The sequence below is a fragment of the Paenibacillus aceris genome (assembly GCF_017874035.1).
Lineage (GTDB): Bacteria > Bacillota > Bacilli > Paenibacillales > NBRC-103111 > Paenibacillus_E > Paenibacillus_E aceris.
Genome location: NZ_JAGGKV010000020.1, coordinates 25,762 through 39,591 on the forward strand (window position 1 = coordinate 25,762; position 13,830 = coordinate 39,591).

General features: G+C 51.1%; 10 protein-coding genes. 3 read left to right on the forward strand and 7 right to left on the reverse strand.

What is annotated here, in order from left to right; all coding sequences use genetic code 11:
- Window positions 1-11: 11 nt before the first annotated feature.
- The 3 genes from J2Z65_RS26895 to J2Z65_RS35965 are packed head-to-tail and all read right to left on the reverse strand — an operon-like array spanning window position 12 to window position 6,604.
- Window positions 12-497, reverse strand: coding sequence for a GNAT family N-acetyltransferase (locus tag J2Z65_RS26895; RefSeq protein ID WP_167065831.1), 486 nt, complete (start codon window positions 495-497; stop codon window positions 12-14).
- A 19-nt stretch (window positions 498-516) separates the two neighbouring features.
- Entirely contained in the window at window positions 517-3,285 is a 2,769-nt protein-coding gene (locus tag J2Z65_RS26900; protein WP_167065834.1) for an adenylate/guanylate cyclase domain-containing protein, read from the reverse strand.
- Window positions 3,286-3,301: 16 nt separating this feature from the next.
- Window positions 3,302-6,604 carry a stalk domain-containing protein gene (locus J2Z65_RS35965; protein WP_167065837.1) on the reverse strand — a complete coding sequence of 1,101 codons (3,303 nt, stop codon included), beginning with the start codon at window positions 6,602-6,604 and terminating at the stop codon, window positions 3,302-3,304.
- Between the two features lie 297 nt (window positions 6,605-6,901).
- On the opposite strand from J2Z65_RS35965, the gene J2Z65_RS26910 reads away from it, so the two are divergent.
- Window positions 6,902-7,288, forward strand: coding sequence for a DUF4280 domain-containing protein (locus J2Z65_RS26910; RefSeq protein ID WP_167065840.1), 387 nt, complete (start codon window positions 6,902-6,904; stop codon window positions 7,286-7,288).
- Window positions 7,289-7,332: 44 nt separating this feature from the next.
- The gene (locus tag J2Z65_RS26915; protein WP_167065843.1) at window positions 7,333-8,994 is read left to right on the forward strand and encodes an MORN repeat-containing protein; all 1,662 of its coding nucleotides are present in this window, start codon (window positions 7,333-7,335) and stop codon (window positions 8,992-8,994) included.
- 129 nt (window positions 8,995-9,123) lie between these two features.
- Here the strand turns inward: J2Z65_RS26915 and J2Z65_RS36195 are convergent, their stop codons facing one another.
- Window positions 9,124-9,336 carry a stalk domain-containing protein gene (locus J2Z65_RS36195; protein WP_420850871.1) on the reverse strand — a complete coding sequence of 71 codons (213 nt, stop codon included), beginning with the start codon at window positions 9,334-9,336 and terminating at the stop codon, window positions 9,124-9,126.
- A gap of 17 nt (window positions 9,337-9,353) precedes the next feature.
- Complete coding sequence (locus J2Z65_RS26925; RefSeq protein WP_167065850.1) at window positions 9,354-9,842, reverse strand: hypothetical protein; 489 nt, start codon at window positions 9,840-9,842, stop codon at window positions 9,354-9,356.
- 237 nt (window positions 9,843-10,079) lie between these two features.
- On the opposite strand from J2Z65_RS26925, the gene J2Z65_RS26930 reads away from it, so the two are divergent.
- Window positions 10,080-10,640 (forward strand): hypothetical protein, encoded by a 561-nt coding sequence (locus J2Z65_RS26930; protein WP_167065853.1) that lies wholly within the window; start codon window positions 10,080-10,082, stop codon window positions 10,638-10,640.
- Window positions 10,641-10,834: 194 nt separating this feature from the next.
- Here J2Z65_RS26930 and J2Z65_RS26935 read toward each other — a convergent pair whose 3' ends face one another.
- Entirely contained in the window at window positions 10,835-12,082 is a 1,248-nt protein-coding gene (locus tag J2Z65_RS26935; RefSeq protein ID WP_167065856.1) for an anhydro-N-acetylmuramic acid kinase, read from the reverse strand.
- Window positions 12,082-13,713 carry a beta-N-acetylhexosaminidase gene (gene nagZ / locus J2Z65_RS26940; RefSeq protein WP_167065859.1) on the reverse strand — a complete coding sequence of 544 codons (1,632 nt, stop codon included), beginning with the start codon at window positions 13,711-13,713 and terminating at the stop codon, window positions 12,082-12,084. Before nagZ ends, J2Z65_RS26935 begins: the two co-directional genes overlap by 1 nt.
- Between the last annotated feature and the right edge of the window lie 117 nt (window positions 13,714-13,830).

Consider the following 13,830-nt stretch of genomic DNA (forward strand, 5'->3'; position numbering starts at 1 on the left):
GTTCATTTGTCTCAGAGAAGCGTTTTGTAGAAAGCTAATCTGGCTTCGCCTTCATAATAGTAATTCGGATAAGTGCCGATGATTTCAAAGCCGTTCGCCCGGAACATGTTTTGAATGGGCTGATATTCAGGCAAGTCACATGTATACGTTAAAATATAGCGCCCACCCGCCTCTCTGGAAAACGTCTCCAGAGCTTGGAACAAAATTTTCGCGAGGCCATGCCTCCGGTACTCACGGTGTACGGCTAAGTAATCCCATAAAAATCCGCCGGATTGATGCTCATTCTCTTTGCAGCTCGTTACGGCAATAATGTTTCCAGCTTCATTCTCGATGAACCAATGCCGATGATTGCGCTGCGTCAAGCTAAGCAGGGGAGCATTGCGAAAATGCTCTAATTCCCCAGGTGTATGCCGCTGATCATCAAAAGATGATGCGGATAAATAAAATTCGGTAATCCGGCTTGCGTCTTCCTCATTCGTTAGCTGGTGCACTTGCATGTCAGGTTCTCCTCTTTCATCACGAAACAGATAATGTCCCATTCCACTCTGCTGTCGTACCGTTCTGGAAATATTCATCGCAAATATAGAAATAAAGCTGTGCCGCCTTATCCTGGCGATTTTGCTTAATGACCATCAAGAAAGCTTCCCGGGCATCATAAAAACGGCCTACCTGGTAGTAAGTGACAGCTTGCTCGAATAAAACCTTGGTCTTCTCTTTCAGCGCCCGAATCGTATCCGGATCGCCCTGATAGACGTCGAACAGGCGAAGCGGCTCCTTCACCCCTTCTACCTGAATCAATCCCAGGTTGCGGTATTGGAAGCCAGACGGCTGCTGAAGCGATTGCACCACATGATTGGTAATGAGAATCGACGCGCCAAGCGGCTCCGTCATTTTCTCAAGCACCGCCGCCACATTCACTCCGTCGGAGATCACATTGCCCTCCAAGCGCTGCTCCTCGCCGATGATTCCGAGTCGAAGCGGCCCTTTATGCAGACCGATGCCGAAATCGAGCGGAGAATAGCCGACTTTTGCCCGATGCGAATTGTAAAGTTCCAGCTCCTTGCGCATTTCAATACACGCCTGCAGCGCTTCATCCGCCTGATTCGGGAAAAGGGCCATGAAGCCTGCGCCCAAGTACTTGTTCATGAGACCTTGATGCTTGCGGACATAAGGGCCGAATCGGCTAAGAAACGAATTGACGAAGTTGAAGTTCTCTTCCGGCGTAAGCCTTTTGGACAGGAGATAAAAGCCCCGGATATTAAAAATCAAAATCGACATGTTTTTCTCCACCTGATCGCCTAGCTGAACCTCCAGAATGCTTTCCTTGTTCAGGAATCGCAAAAACTGCTGAGGAACGAAACGATAGTAGGACTGACTAAAGTTCTCTACCTTAGTAATATAATCCCGGATGCGCGCTGCCATCGTATTGACGCTGTCGCCCAGATCTGACACCTCATCCCGCGTGTTGATCGTTACGACCGTATCCCAATTGCCCTTGGCAATCTCACCGACGCTGTTGCGCAGCTTTCGAATCGAAGAAAGCAATACATACGTCATCAAAACGAGCACAAGCAGCAAACCGACAGAAATGAGCGCAATATTGCGGATAATCGATTTCAAGACGATTTGACGATGTTTGAGGATGCCGTCCAGATTTTTACTTGTTTCAAATACACCGACAATTTTACCCGCCGAGTTAAAAATAGGTGCAATGGCATAGCGCCATTCGCCGGAGAAGTCCTGCCACTGTCCTGTAGCCGGCTTGCCTTCCAGCACAACCTGCTGGTTCTCTGGCGTTTGTTGAAACGGATTGAACATATGCATGCCGTCATCATCTTCCAGAATCCGATAAATAATGCCATTCTCATATTTATAAACGGCTTTGTAAAAGCCTTGATTATCATCCCGTGCGTTATTTTCGAAAACAGACTGAATCTTTTTGCGGAAAGTTTGATAGATCGCTCCGTTGTAATCCAGCGGTGATGTCAGGCTCTCCAGCTTATCGCCGTCCACCAGATTTTGACCGTTCTTAGCCAGCAAAACAAGTTCGCTGAACGTTTCTTCTTCCATTTTCTTCGAGAAGCTCTCGTAAATCACCGTCGACAACAGAATCATGGAAACCGCGATGACCGGCACCAAAATGAGAATCTGCTTCATCATCAAAGGAAGCCGGCGTTGCAGCAGGTTGAAGAAGAAAAGTTTGATCGCATAAAGCACAAGCAACAACGCCGCCACGGCGACCGACCAAAGAATAAACGCACTCATTCTAGCCGGCTTGCTGTACAAGGCTTCTACCATGGACGGAGTAATCGTCCCGTCAGGCAGACGGCGATTGATCTGCGCCGGTTCTACGATAATCAGACTGCCGTCCTCCGCAATCGAGCTCGACGTGGCATCAAAGGCAAGCTCTACGCCGCTGGCCGCAGCCTTTTCCTCCGTCACAAGGCCTTCGATCGTGTAAGGCTGCTTGGGATCGAGCCGGGAAATCATCTTGTTGTTAAAATCGATGAAAATCAGGCGCCCCTGATTGTCCAAGTGCATGCTCTCCGGGAAATTGCGCCTTGTGCGGTCCAGTCCCTCAAGCGGATAAACAAGCTCGGAATGCCCATCGCCGAAAGCGCGGTAAATTTCTCCGCTGCGCGTCGAATAGTAGATGTCTCCTGGCTTAAAGCCGTCCGCTTCGGAGACATATTTATTTTGCGGGAGCTTTATCGTGAATATGGACTTAGGCTCGGATTGCTCATCTAGGCCAGTCGGAGATTGATAAAGGGTTAACTGCTGTACTTCATCATTGAAAAAGTAAACCTTCCCATCGTGAACCTGGACGTTTCGCAAAGATCCCAGTCTGTACCGCTGATCTCCCGCGTCATTGTATTCCTGCGAAAACAAACTGCGATCGAACTGACCTTCCGGCGTATAACGAACAATCTGCTCAGATTTAACGGAAATGCCATACGGATCAAGCAGCGTACGAATCGTGTAGAGATATCCTGAATCGTCGACAGCCATATCGTTAAAACGGTACACTTCCCCGTTCTTCCCAGTCTCACTCGTAATAGAGTATTGCAGAACACCGACCCCATTCAGTTTGTGAATGGTTTTCTTCGCGTTATCAATAACAAATAAATTGTTATGCCCATCAGAGATCGCCTTCGATAAACCGTCGAAAGGCATGCTCTTGTGAAAAGGCCATAGTGTGAAGCTCTCCCGGTATGACCCGAGGTAAGTTCCAGCAGCACCCAGAAGCAGCAGTACGAGCAGCAATGCCGCAATCGATTTCTTCATCGCTCTTAATCTCCTCTTAATTTGAAATCTGAATGATTTGTGCCGATGCGTTCCAATCCACCAGCAGGCCTAGGGATTCCGCTATGAACCTTAACGGCACATAGGTTCTTCCTTCCAGCAAATAAGCGGGGCCATCGATTTGCACAGGCTCGCCATCAACATAAGCTTTGTCATCATGGATGCGGTTCGTGATGGTCCTGTACTCCGTGCTGACCGTTACCGTGAGACTGTCTTGGTCCCAATCCACAGCGGCACCGAACGATTCCGATACGGATCTTATAGGTAAATATGCCTGCCCGTTTATTATAACAGGCGGTGCATCGAATTTGATGAAAATGTTGGGAGAAAGCACGCTTTCTGCCGGAATCGGTTGAATCGCGACGGGTGTGCCGCTACCCACCTCGGTTATATGCGACAAAGTCGCTGAAACTTCGGCCAGTGCCTGCTGCTCATCCGGGCCGTACTTGGCCTTCTCCAGCTGCTGCAGGTCCTTCAGCAGCTTCTTCACCTGCTGTTCAAGCTGCTGCTGCACGCCTACATCTTGCGGCAGTGCTGCCGAAAGTGTCTGCACGGCGTCCAGCTGCGCGAACAGCAGGTCCTTCTTCGCCGTCGCCATCGCCTCGGCGACGGCCTCGACCGAGCGGGTCAGCGTCGCGACCCGCTCCGTGTCCCCCTGCGCCTGCGCCTGCGCCAGCTTCAGCGCAGCCTCAAGCTTCTGCTTCGCGTCTTCGAGCGAAGCCTGCCCCTCGGATGCGCCCGTCTGCGCATCCGCAAGCTGCGCCTGCGTCGCCAGGAGCTGCTGCAGCGCCGCTGCTGCAGCTTCCGGCTCGCCGGCGGCGAGAGCTTGCTCCAGCTTTGTCTGCTGGAGCTCAGCCTTCCCGGCCAGCGCATCTTCGCTGGCCGCGCCATTCCCAGGCGCTGTGCCGCCTGGGGGTTCTTCACCGCCCGGTTCGCCCGGCGGTGTCTCGGTTTCCTCAGACAGCGCTGCGATCAGCGCGTCCGGGTTGTTCACCAACTCCATCTGCTTAAGAGCTGCTTGGCTGTCGCCCTTCTGCAGCGCCTCCAGCATCCCGAGCTGGGCCTGCGCATCCTTGATCTCGACCGCCAGATCAGCGATCTCGCTCAGCTTCAAATCCGTAACGGCCGTTTCTTTGGCCGCTTCCAGCTTCACAATGTCTTTCTTCAGCGTGTCAATCTGCTGCTGCAGCTGCTCAGGCGTTTGCAAAGAAGCAATCGCACCCGGCTTCGTTATTTCGACGGTGACTTTCAGAGCCGCTTCGTCTTCCTTCGAAAGCGCAGCAGAACTCGTCTTATCAGCTAAAACGCTTGGGTCTACGACATTGTCCATGCCGTACCAGACCGCACCAGGCTCATCCGCTTTATAAAAAATTCCCTGTCCTGATGCCGACATCGTCGCAGAGGCCGCATTGTAGGCTTCCGGCGTCAGTGCATCCAACTGCACCTTGTAGGAACCAATAATTACCGTGCCTAGTCCTTTCTCCTCGTCAGCACCTGGGCCGCTCTCACTGCCGGCCCCGCTTGCACCGTTGCTTCCTTCACCGGCTGCTCCACTGCCTGCGGTTCCGTCTCCTGCTGAGCTTCCGCCAGTTGTTGCGCCATCGCCACTATCAACGACTTGCGCTGCCAACTGCCCGGCAGTTCCTTTGCCCTCCAGCAGCAGCTCGCTTATCGGTTTCCCTTTTGCGTACAGCACAACCTTCAGGCTGTCGATTTGACTGAATTTAAGCGTTAAATTCCGCACCGCTTTATTGACTTTGACCCGTTTGCCGACCGGAACGCCGTCTTTGGTAAATACCGCATATTCCGTTGCGCCGAGCTTCTTGTTCACCGTCACGCTAAAATCACTGAGCAGCGGACCTACAGCCGGCTTCAGCTTCCAAGTGCCCGCAGGCGCTTTCGGATTTTGTGCTTTGACGGCAGCGAGTCCGTCATCCAAATTCCGATATGGCAGGATGCCTTTCTTCAGCGTTTTTTCAACAGCCCCGCCTGTATCGATATCCAGCTTGCCCAGTGCCGTTTCATAACTCATTTGCGCAGAAAGGATTTGCTCGTCCGCCTTGCTCACCGCTTCCTTATACGGTGCAAGCTCTTCGGTTTTCATCAAGCTGAGCTTCACTTTCTGGGTCGCACTGCCCAATGCGCTTACTGCGCTATCTTTATCGCGCAAAGCCTGCGCGTAGCTTTCTTCCGCACCTTTTGCCTCCATATAGGACGCCCTCACGGCAGCAATAACCGCCGCTCTGCTCTCCTTCTCTTGAAGCGCAGCCTTGTTCTGTTCCATGGTGGCAATCGGCAGCGCATCGCGTAAATCGTCCAAGTAACGCAGCCCGTCAAACTCCCCTTGAAGCAGCGATTTTGGAATAGGAATAAAGCCAAGTAAAAGGAAATATCCTTCCCACTCCTTTTTCACCTGAGAAAGAGTCGTCTCATAACTGGCCAGGAACATCTCCATGTCTATATCCTTGGCCTTATACAACCCATCCATGACCTTCATCCGGCTGCTTCCAAATTTGGAACTGTACAAATCGCGCGTCGTGCTTAGTTTATGATCGGCCAACCGCCGATCTTCCGTATCCTTGAGCAGGCTAAGCGTCGACTTCAGCGCGCTATTGATGTAGCTTGGCAGCTGCTTCTGATCGAGATTCGCATAATCCGGTTCGAACGAAAGCTGGACCTTATTTTCCATATCCAAATGAAGCAGATTGCCGAGTGCCAGACGACTCGATTTGGCTGTCAATTGGGCCTGTTTGTAGTCGGATGCGGCCTTCTCCAACGCCTTATCCGCCTTATCCTGCTCGGCGCTGTCCGCAAGCCCGAATTTCCGCTTCTTTGCCACCGTGTCCACATCCGTCTTGGCTTCTTCCCACTTCTTGCGTGCATTCTCCTCCGTTGTTCCAGCCTGATAAGCCGCCAGATACGCTTTCTGTACATCGAAACGAACCGTATTCATCGATTGACGCAGCGTTTCCTGGGCAATATAGAGCTGTTTGTTGGCCTCCGGCACCTTCAACCGGGTCGTCAAGTCTTGACTCAAATTGCGGGGCTTGGCAAAAAGTCCGGATGCCTTCGCCTCCTCGCTTTTAACCGCATGCTGGGCCTGCTCCAGCTCCAGCTTTTTTTTCGAAATATCCGTTTTGGCGTCCCGCAGTACGGAACTTATTTTCACCCCTTGATCCATCGCTTCTTTCATGGTCAAAGCCTTTACTGACGCAGCTTCCGCCGCCGGCCCTATCGCCATAACCGGAGCTGTTGACAGCAGCATCGCAAGTCCCAGCTTTACTGCTTTTAACCTTGCCACAATGAATCCCTCCGCTCGCTTGCAACTCTTCTTTTATAGTACAATATCTCCCTCACTCTCGCATCCATCTTTTGGAGAAACTTAGCGAATAGAATCGAAACTAGTAATTGATTGATGGTTACCAGCTTTTCTAGTAGTATAAAAGTAATGGAAACAGACCGGAACGATCCAAATTCCACCCCGTTAGCGCTGAAAAACAGTCTTAAGCTCATCAAGATGATCCAATCTCTCAAGTTCCTCCCACTTAACATTGAAAAACAATTCTTACATAGCTGATATATATAAGGAGAGAAAACCATGGGAAACCTCGTTTGCGGCGGTGCGATGCTTCAGTGCTCCTTCGGTGCCGCTCCCAGTTCGTTAATGGTGCTGCCGGCCAATATGGTTATGACCGCAATGCCCATCGCGAACATCATGGATAATAAGCCGATGGTGAATATTTTACCGTTTGGGATGTGCAATTCGATGGCCAATCCTACGGTTGCAGCTGCGACCGCGGCGGCGTTCGGCGCGCTGACTCCCATGCCCTGCATTCCGGTAACAGCAGCGCCATGGGCGTCAGGATCGCCAACTGTGCTCGTCGCGAACATGCCTGCTCTGAACAACTCCTCCAAGTGCATGTGCAATTGGGGCGGCGTCATTCAAATTCAGCAGCCTGGACAAATGACCATTCAAGTGCCCTAATACCTTGTTTCAAAAATCGATCATCCTTCTAGGAGTGAAATCATTTGGAGATTCAGCCGGTCAAAACCCTTGAAAAAGTGCTAAAACCTGTCGTCGCACCTTTCATCGGCCATGTCATGAAAGCCATCCAAACCGTTGGAAGGCTGCCTAAACTTGCGATCATCAAGCTTCAACAGATGCTAAGGGTCATGCTGCAAACGCGTGAAACCTCATTAAAAAATTATGTGTTGATCGGCTCGTATTACGTCTCCAAACGGCTGCTTCTCTTCATTACCTTGCTGATTCTCGTTTTGATCTTTTTTATCTTTATTAAGCCGCCGGCAATTATAAATAAATGGCTGCACCGGGTGCCAGTCCTTCAGGAAAACACGCCGAAGCTGACTGGATTTTCCGGAAACGGCAAAGTGGTTGGCGCTGAAAAAGATGCCCGCTACGTGGGCGATTTAGTTGACGGTCTCTATGCGGGGAAAGGCAAGCTGTATCACAAGAACGGCAATCTGGCTTATGAAGGCGACTTCGAGAAGGGGCAGAAATCAGGCGCAGGTTCTCTCTATGACGAGCATGGCACGCTGCTGTATAAGGGCGCTTTTGCCGGAGATGCTTACAACGGGGCGGGCACTTTGTACGATACCAACCAAAAAGTGCTGTATATCGGCGAATTTCAAAACGGCAAGTACGGCGGGGCCGGGAAATTATTTGCCCCAAGCGGCGACCTGCTCTACGAAGGTGCGTTTAACGGCGGCTTATACAACGGGGCGGGCAAGCTGTTCTCTTCAGGCGGCATCGCCCGATATGAAGGGGAATTTGCAGCCGGACAATATAGCGGGGCAGGCAAGCTTTATGATACAAAAGGCCTTCTTACATATGAAGGCGGCTTCCTGAACGGCAGCTACTCCGGCGAAGGCACTGAGTTTTATGCCAGCGGCCTGATGAAATATAAAGGCCAGTTCCTTGCAGGCACGTATGGCGGGGAGGGCACCGCCTTCGATGAGAAGGGCGTGCCCCGCTTCAAGGGCACGTATGTGAGCGGCGTCTTGAACGGCGCCGGAGAAGCTTATGACGAGTTGGGCAAACTCGTCTACAAGGGCGATTTCAAGACCGGCGTCTATGACGGCCTTGGCACGGTATTTGACGCAGACGGCGCGCCGCTGCTGCGGAGCTTTTTTGCAGGCGGCCAGGCCAGCCTGCAGGGCTTCCTCGGTTTGTCCAGCAAGAAAGTTGAAGACTTGCTGGGCAAACCGGCCGAGGTGACGCTGCAGGATGCCAGCGTCCTGCTTGCAGGCCAGGAGGCGTCGGTTGACGCCTCCGCGGGAGTTGATGCGGCGGCTGGAGAGGCCGCCGTGGGGGCTGCGGCCGGCCCGAAAGCTGCAGCAGCAACGCCAGTGGGCGTGAAGCTGCTGCTGAGCTATCCGGCCTACCAGCTGTCGCTGCTGGTAGAGCCGGCGAAGGGCAACCCGAAGGAGGCCGTCGTCACTTCGCTCAGCATTTGGGGCTCGAAGCCATTGGCGCTGCTGCAGCCAGCCATCGAGACCGTCAAAAAGCGCGGCGAGCCTAACGATGCCGGCTACGTCGTGATGGAGACCGATGTCGGCGCTGGGAATGGCACCTACACGAACAGCTACTACAAAGGCGATTACCTCTTCACCTTGACGCATTTCAACAAAACCAAAGAAGCCCACCTTCTGCAGGTGAGCTCTACCAAATAAAAACACCTTGAGACGCTCTTAGGAGCGTCTCAAGATGTTTTTATACTATATCAAAGTTCAAAGATTAATAATTTTAATGTATACCTTTATTACTAAGTTTATCAAATTTAAACTGTAATATATAGGCCCCTATATTGGAGTTTGTATTTCATACAATGAGTCTACCATAATGAAATTATTACTATAGTCCAACAGAATATTTCTATTATTTTTTGTAACCACTACTGTCTTATCAAATTCGTTCCACTTAATTGTATAATTCATTGACTCAAGGAATGGTCTGATCCTTACGAGACCAGCATCCTGTTCTCTACCAGTATTATTAGGCGCGATTATAATCACGCCTTTGTATAAATATACTACCGATAAAAATGATGCCCTCCATTTGTAGGTGAATGCCAATGTGGATAATTTCCAGGTGTATAATAATTGTTTGTGTAGTCGTGTTTTGCGTGTGCATAAGGGGTTCCCGGCAATGCATTTGCTACTTGCCAAGCATATGTGCTATTTCTATTGAAGGTATCTAGAGCTATCCAAGCTCTGCTTTGTGCTACTACTAAAGTAATAGGACTACCAACTGATATTCCACCACCAACCGTTTCACAACAACGCGATGCACTATAATGGTTTATGCCTTGTTGAAAATTCCATAGTACACTAGATGTTATTGCAATAGATCCGTTTACAGCATTTTGAATTTGTGTTCCGTGATACTGTCCCATATTCTGAGCAATGGCTGTCTGGTTATTGACATAATTATAAGCATAAATCCCCAACGCTGCTGTCCCTGCGCACAACAGAATGAAATCTCCTACAGGCAACGGTCCATCAGAAATCGCGGCAATCAAGCCTACTTGGACCAACCTCGAAGCTAACTGTGATTCCGTTAGATACACTCCAGTTCTTGCAAGAACAGTAACCGCTTCAGCACTTGAATTATTGAAGTTCCTCTCTTTATCATAAAATGGCTACCGGCCAGTAGATTTCCAAATTATAACTTAACTTCAATAAATTTTAAATATATGAAATGTATTTTTTTCCAAATAAGATATAATTTGATATATAATGAGTAGGAGATGGTGAAATTGAAGGAAGAAAAGTTTGAAGCTGATTGGGACGTTCATCAAAGAATTGAGAAGCTTGCAATTGATGCATTCAGAAGGGGACTAAGTCCAGAGGAAGTACAAGAATTAGTCTTGCAATCAAACGAATATATGGAGTGGAAATCAATTGAAAGATGCTTTGGAACTGAGTATCATCAACTTTTTTACTATAGGGATTTAGCTGGAGCCGTTGAGTTTGAAAAATATGAAGATAGAATTAAACATATTTCAAGATTAGTTGCAAATGGAGAAAAAATCGAAGAGGATAGCAGTTTCCTTGAGGAATACCAATACGATCGTCTATTTCATCAAATCGGTATAAAGATTACACCAGTTGAATTAGGTAAGGAAATCGGTAAACTTAGTGAATTATTAAACCTGACAGAGCCTCTCGGGATATTACAGTTTTTAGGTCTAATAACCAATAACCCAAGTTCTTTATTGTATCTTGGGTTAGATGAGGTATCCGTTTTAAAGAATAAAGAGAACGAAATTCAATTATATCTTGAGGGATTCACAAAGACCTACACACCAATAAAATAAATAAGAATCTAACTTACCATCTTCCCCTCGGGTTTAACACCTTATATCTGTAGGCAAGCTAACAACGTATAACTGCCAAAGCCATTATGAAAACAGAGCATTTTCATAGTAGTTTTGGCAGATCTTCACTTAGTATCAAGATATCAATCTAAATCTCCTGTTGTTTAATTCATCTCTATGTTATAGCCACATGCCTAAGGCAAAGCCAACTTCCCCATAATAGTTGGGCGCTCCGCTCCAGTCGCTGAAGGCAAATTGTTAGGCACGCCGTGAATCCAATCGTTGCCCAGCAGGGCAAACAGTATGGCTTCTTTGGCGTCGCCGGAAATGCCGAGCTCGTCAGAGGTAAGGATGGCTTGCTGAGGAAGCAGCTCCTGCAGCATGCTGAGCAGGGTATGATTGCGCGCGCCACCGCCGCTCACGATGACTTCCGCTATGGCACAGTGCGGGAAGACGAAATCCTGATAAGCGCGAGCAATGGAATACGCTGTGAATGCCGTCGCCGTAGCGACGATATCTTCATGCGCAAGTCCGCGGTCCAAAGCGGTTTTGAGCCATGCCGCGGTATAGGCTTTACCGAACAATTCGCGTCCCGTTGTCTTGGGAGGAAGCTGTGCGAAATACGGATGCGCCAGCATCTCTTCTAGCAGCTCTATGTGTACTTGCCCGCGCGCCGCCCATGCGCCATCAGCATCATAGGTAAGTTTGCCCTCGGAGAGCTCGTAAACCACTTGGTCCATGATCATATTCCCCGGACCTGTATCGAAAGCAATGAGATTGCTAGCATCGACATGGGTTGTTGCTGTGACGCTTGCCGATTCTTTGGCTGGGTTCGAGATTTCCTCCGTTCCTTGAGCTGGAATCGCCGTACAGTTGCCTATGCCGCCGATGTTTTGCAGGATGCGCCCTTTGGCCGCATCGCGGAACATAATGAAGTCCCCATAAGGCGCAAGAGGAGCGCCTTGGCCGCCGACCGCCATATCGGCGGTGCGGAAGTCGCCAACAACCGGTATGCCCGTCCGTTTAGCAATCACGGACAAATCGCCGATCTGCAGCGTCGACTTCGGCAGGTAAGGATCCGTCTCATCCGCCACCGGAATGTGCCACACGGTCTGCCCATGGGTGGAGATGAGATCAATATCCGCCATACCCATCCCTGCCGCAGCGGCCGTTTGCAGAACAGCGTCTGCGAACCGCTCGGCGATGGCAAAGTTCATGCCGCACAAAAGGGCGACATTCGAGTGATCGATGGAGCACAGTTGTTTCAGCTTTTCGCGCACTTCCTCCTCGTAGGAGAAGCTTTCGAAGTGCAGCAGTCGGACTTTGGCATCGACGCCGCAGCCATCGATGCGAACGATGGCGACGTCGATGCCGTCCAAGGAAGTACCGGACATGATACCCGCTACGGTCAGCGGGTTCTGGTTCAGAAGTGAACGGAGCATCACAGTCCGCCCTCCCATCTCCAGCCTGCCGGGTAACCGGAACCTAAGGTAACCGGCAACCGGCCCTTCATCTCCAGCTCGCCCAGCAAGCATTTGGCTGTGCTTTGCAGCGCCAGCGGACGGCTTTCGTAAGCGGCAATGAAAGTGGAAACCTCCGGCAGCTCCAGCAAATCGTATGGCACGCGCAGCGCGACAACGACGAGCGGCTTGCCTAGAGCCTGCAGGGCGCGCACGAGCTCGACCTGTGCAGTATGGAATCGGGCATTGTATGTCCCGATGACGATCTGCTCCGCTTCTTCAGCCGCTGCCAGCACCGATCCTGTCAGCCCGCCGACTTCCGCCAGCGGCAGCACGCGGTCGAGCACGTCGAGGCCACGCTCCGCAAGCGCTGCGCCCAAGCTTGCCGGTCCGGCGTATGCTTCGTCGACGCCGGAAGAAACCGCTGCGGCCACGGTGACCGCGAGCGTCTTCACGCGCTTCAGCGGCAGCAATCCCTGCTCGTCCTTGACGAGCGTGATGCTGGCTTCGCTGAGACGCTGGGCGACCGCGCAATGCTCCGCGGTCCCCACTTCAGCCTCCGAGCCCGTCTGCGGCACAAGCAACCCGCGGCGCTCCTTGAGCGCGAGCAGCCTTTGCACTGACGCGTCGATGCGTGCTTCGCTTATGCGGCCCTCATGCACGGCTTGCTCGATCGCGGCGATGGCGCCGATCTGGCGGTCAAGCCTGTGGCTGATGAGCACAAGATCAGCCCCGGCTTCGATCGCCATGACGCTTGCAGCGACGGTGCCGTAATGCTCTGCGATAGCATTCATCTCCATGCAATCGGTCATGATGACACCTTCGTAGCCCAGCTCCTCGCGCAGCAGTCCGCTTAATACGGATTTAGATAGTGTCGCAGGCAGCTTTTCCGCCTCAAACGCCGGGAAATAAATATGCGAAGACATAATCGCATCAACACCGTTTTCGATCGCTTTGACGAAAGGCACCAGCTCCAAAGCGCGAATCCGCTCTTGATCGTGAACAATCGTCGGCAAATCCAGATGTGAGTCAACGCTCGTATCGCCATGTCCCGGGAAATGTTTGGCCGTCGCAACGACGTTAGCATCCTGGAAGCCCTGCACCGAACGTCGTCCGAATTCAGCGACAAGCTCTGCCGACTCGCCAAAGGAGCGCACGCCGATAACCGGATTGTCCGGATTGTTGTTGACATCGAGCACAGGAGCAAAGTTCAGGTTGATCCCAAGCGCTCTTAGCTCTTTGCCGGAAATCAACGCTGCTTCATAAGCCGCGTCGCTTCCTCTTTCATCACTTAGAATCGCTCCAGCCGCTAAAGCCATCTGCCCAGGCATCAACGCGACGCCTTCCGTAATCCGGGCAACCATCCCTCCCTCTTGGTCAATGGAAACCCAAAGCGGTAATGTCCCTGAATCCTCTGCGATCTGCTGCAGCTGCTTGGAAAGCTCAGCCACCTGCTCGGTTTGCTCCACGTTACGCGCAAAATAAATAACGCCGCCTATATGATGCTCAGCGATAAGCGCCTTCAACTTATCCGTAGCTTCGATGCCTTCAAACCCGCAAAGAAGCATCTGTCCAATCTTCTCCTTAAGCGTCATGTCCTGAATCTGTTTCATTCTCTATCCCACTCCCTCATTAGAAAAAACCTCTATGCGAAACATTAACTCTTTATCTCTTGCTCTATCCTTGCTCTGTTCTTGCATTACTCTTGCTCTATCCCTAGTCCATTACGT

Bases quoted from the DNA above. Each gene is read 5' to 3' on its own strand.
- J2Z65_RS26935 (WP_167065856.1), bottom strand. From the start codon at position 12,082: ATGCTCCGTTCACTTCTGAACCAGAACCCGCTGACCGTAGCGGGTATC.
- J2Z65_RS26895 (WP_167065831.1), bottom strand. From the start codon at position 497: ATGCAAGTGCACCAGCTAACGAATGAGGAAGACGCAAGCCGGATTACC.
- J2Z65_RS26910 (WP_167065840.1), top strand. From the start codon at position 6,902: ATGGGAAACCTCGTTTGCGGCGGTGCGATGCTTCAGTGCTCCTTCGGT.
- J2Z65_RS26900 (WP_167065834.1), bottom strand. From the start codon at position 3,285: ATGAAGAAATCGATTGCGGCATTGCTGCTCGTACTGCTGCTTCTGGGT.
- nagZ (WP_167065859.1), bottom strand. From the start codon at position 13,713: ATGAAACAGATTCAGGACATGACGCTTAAGGAGAAGATTGGACAGATG.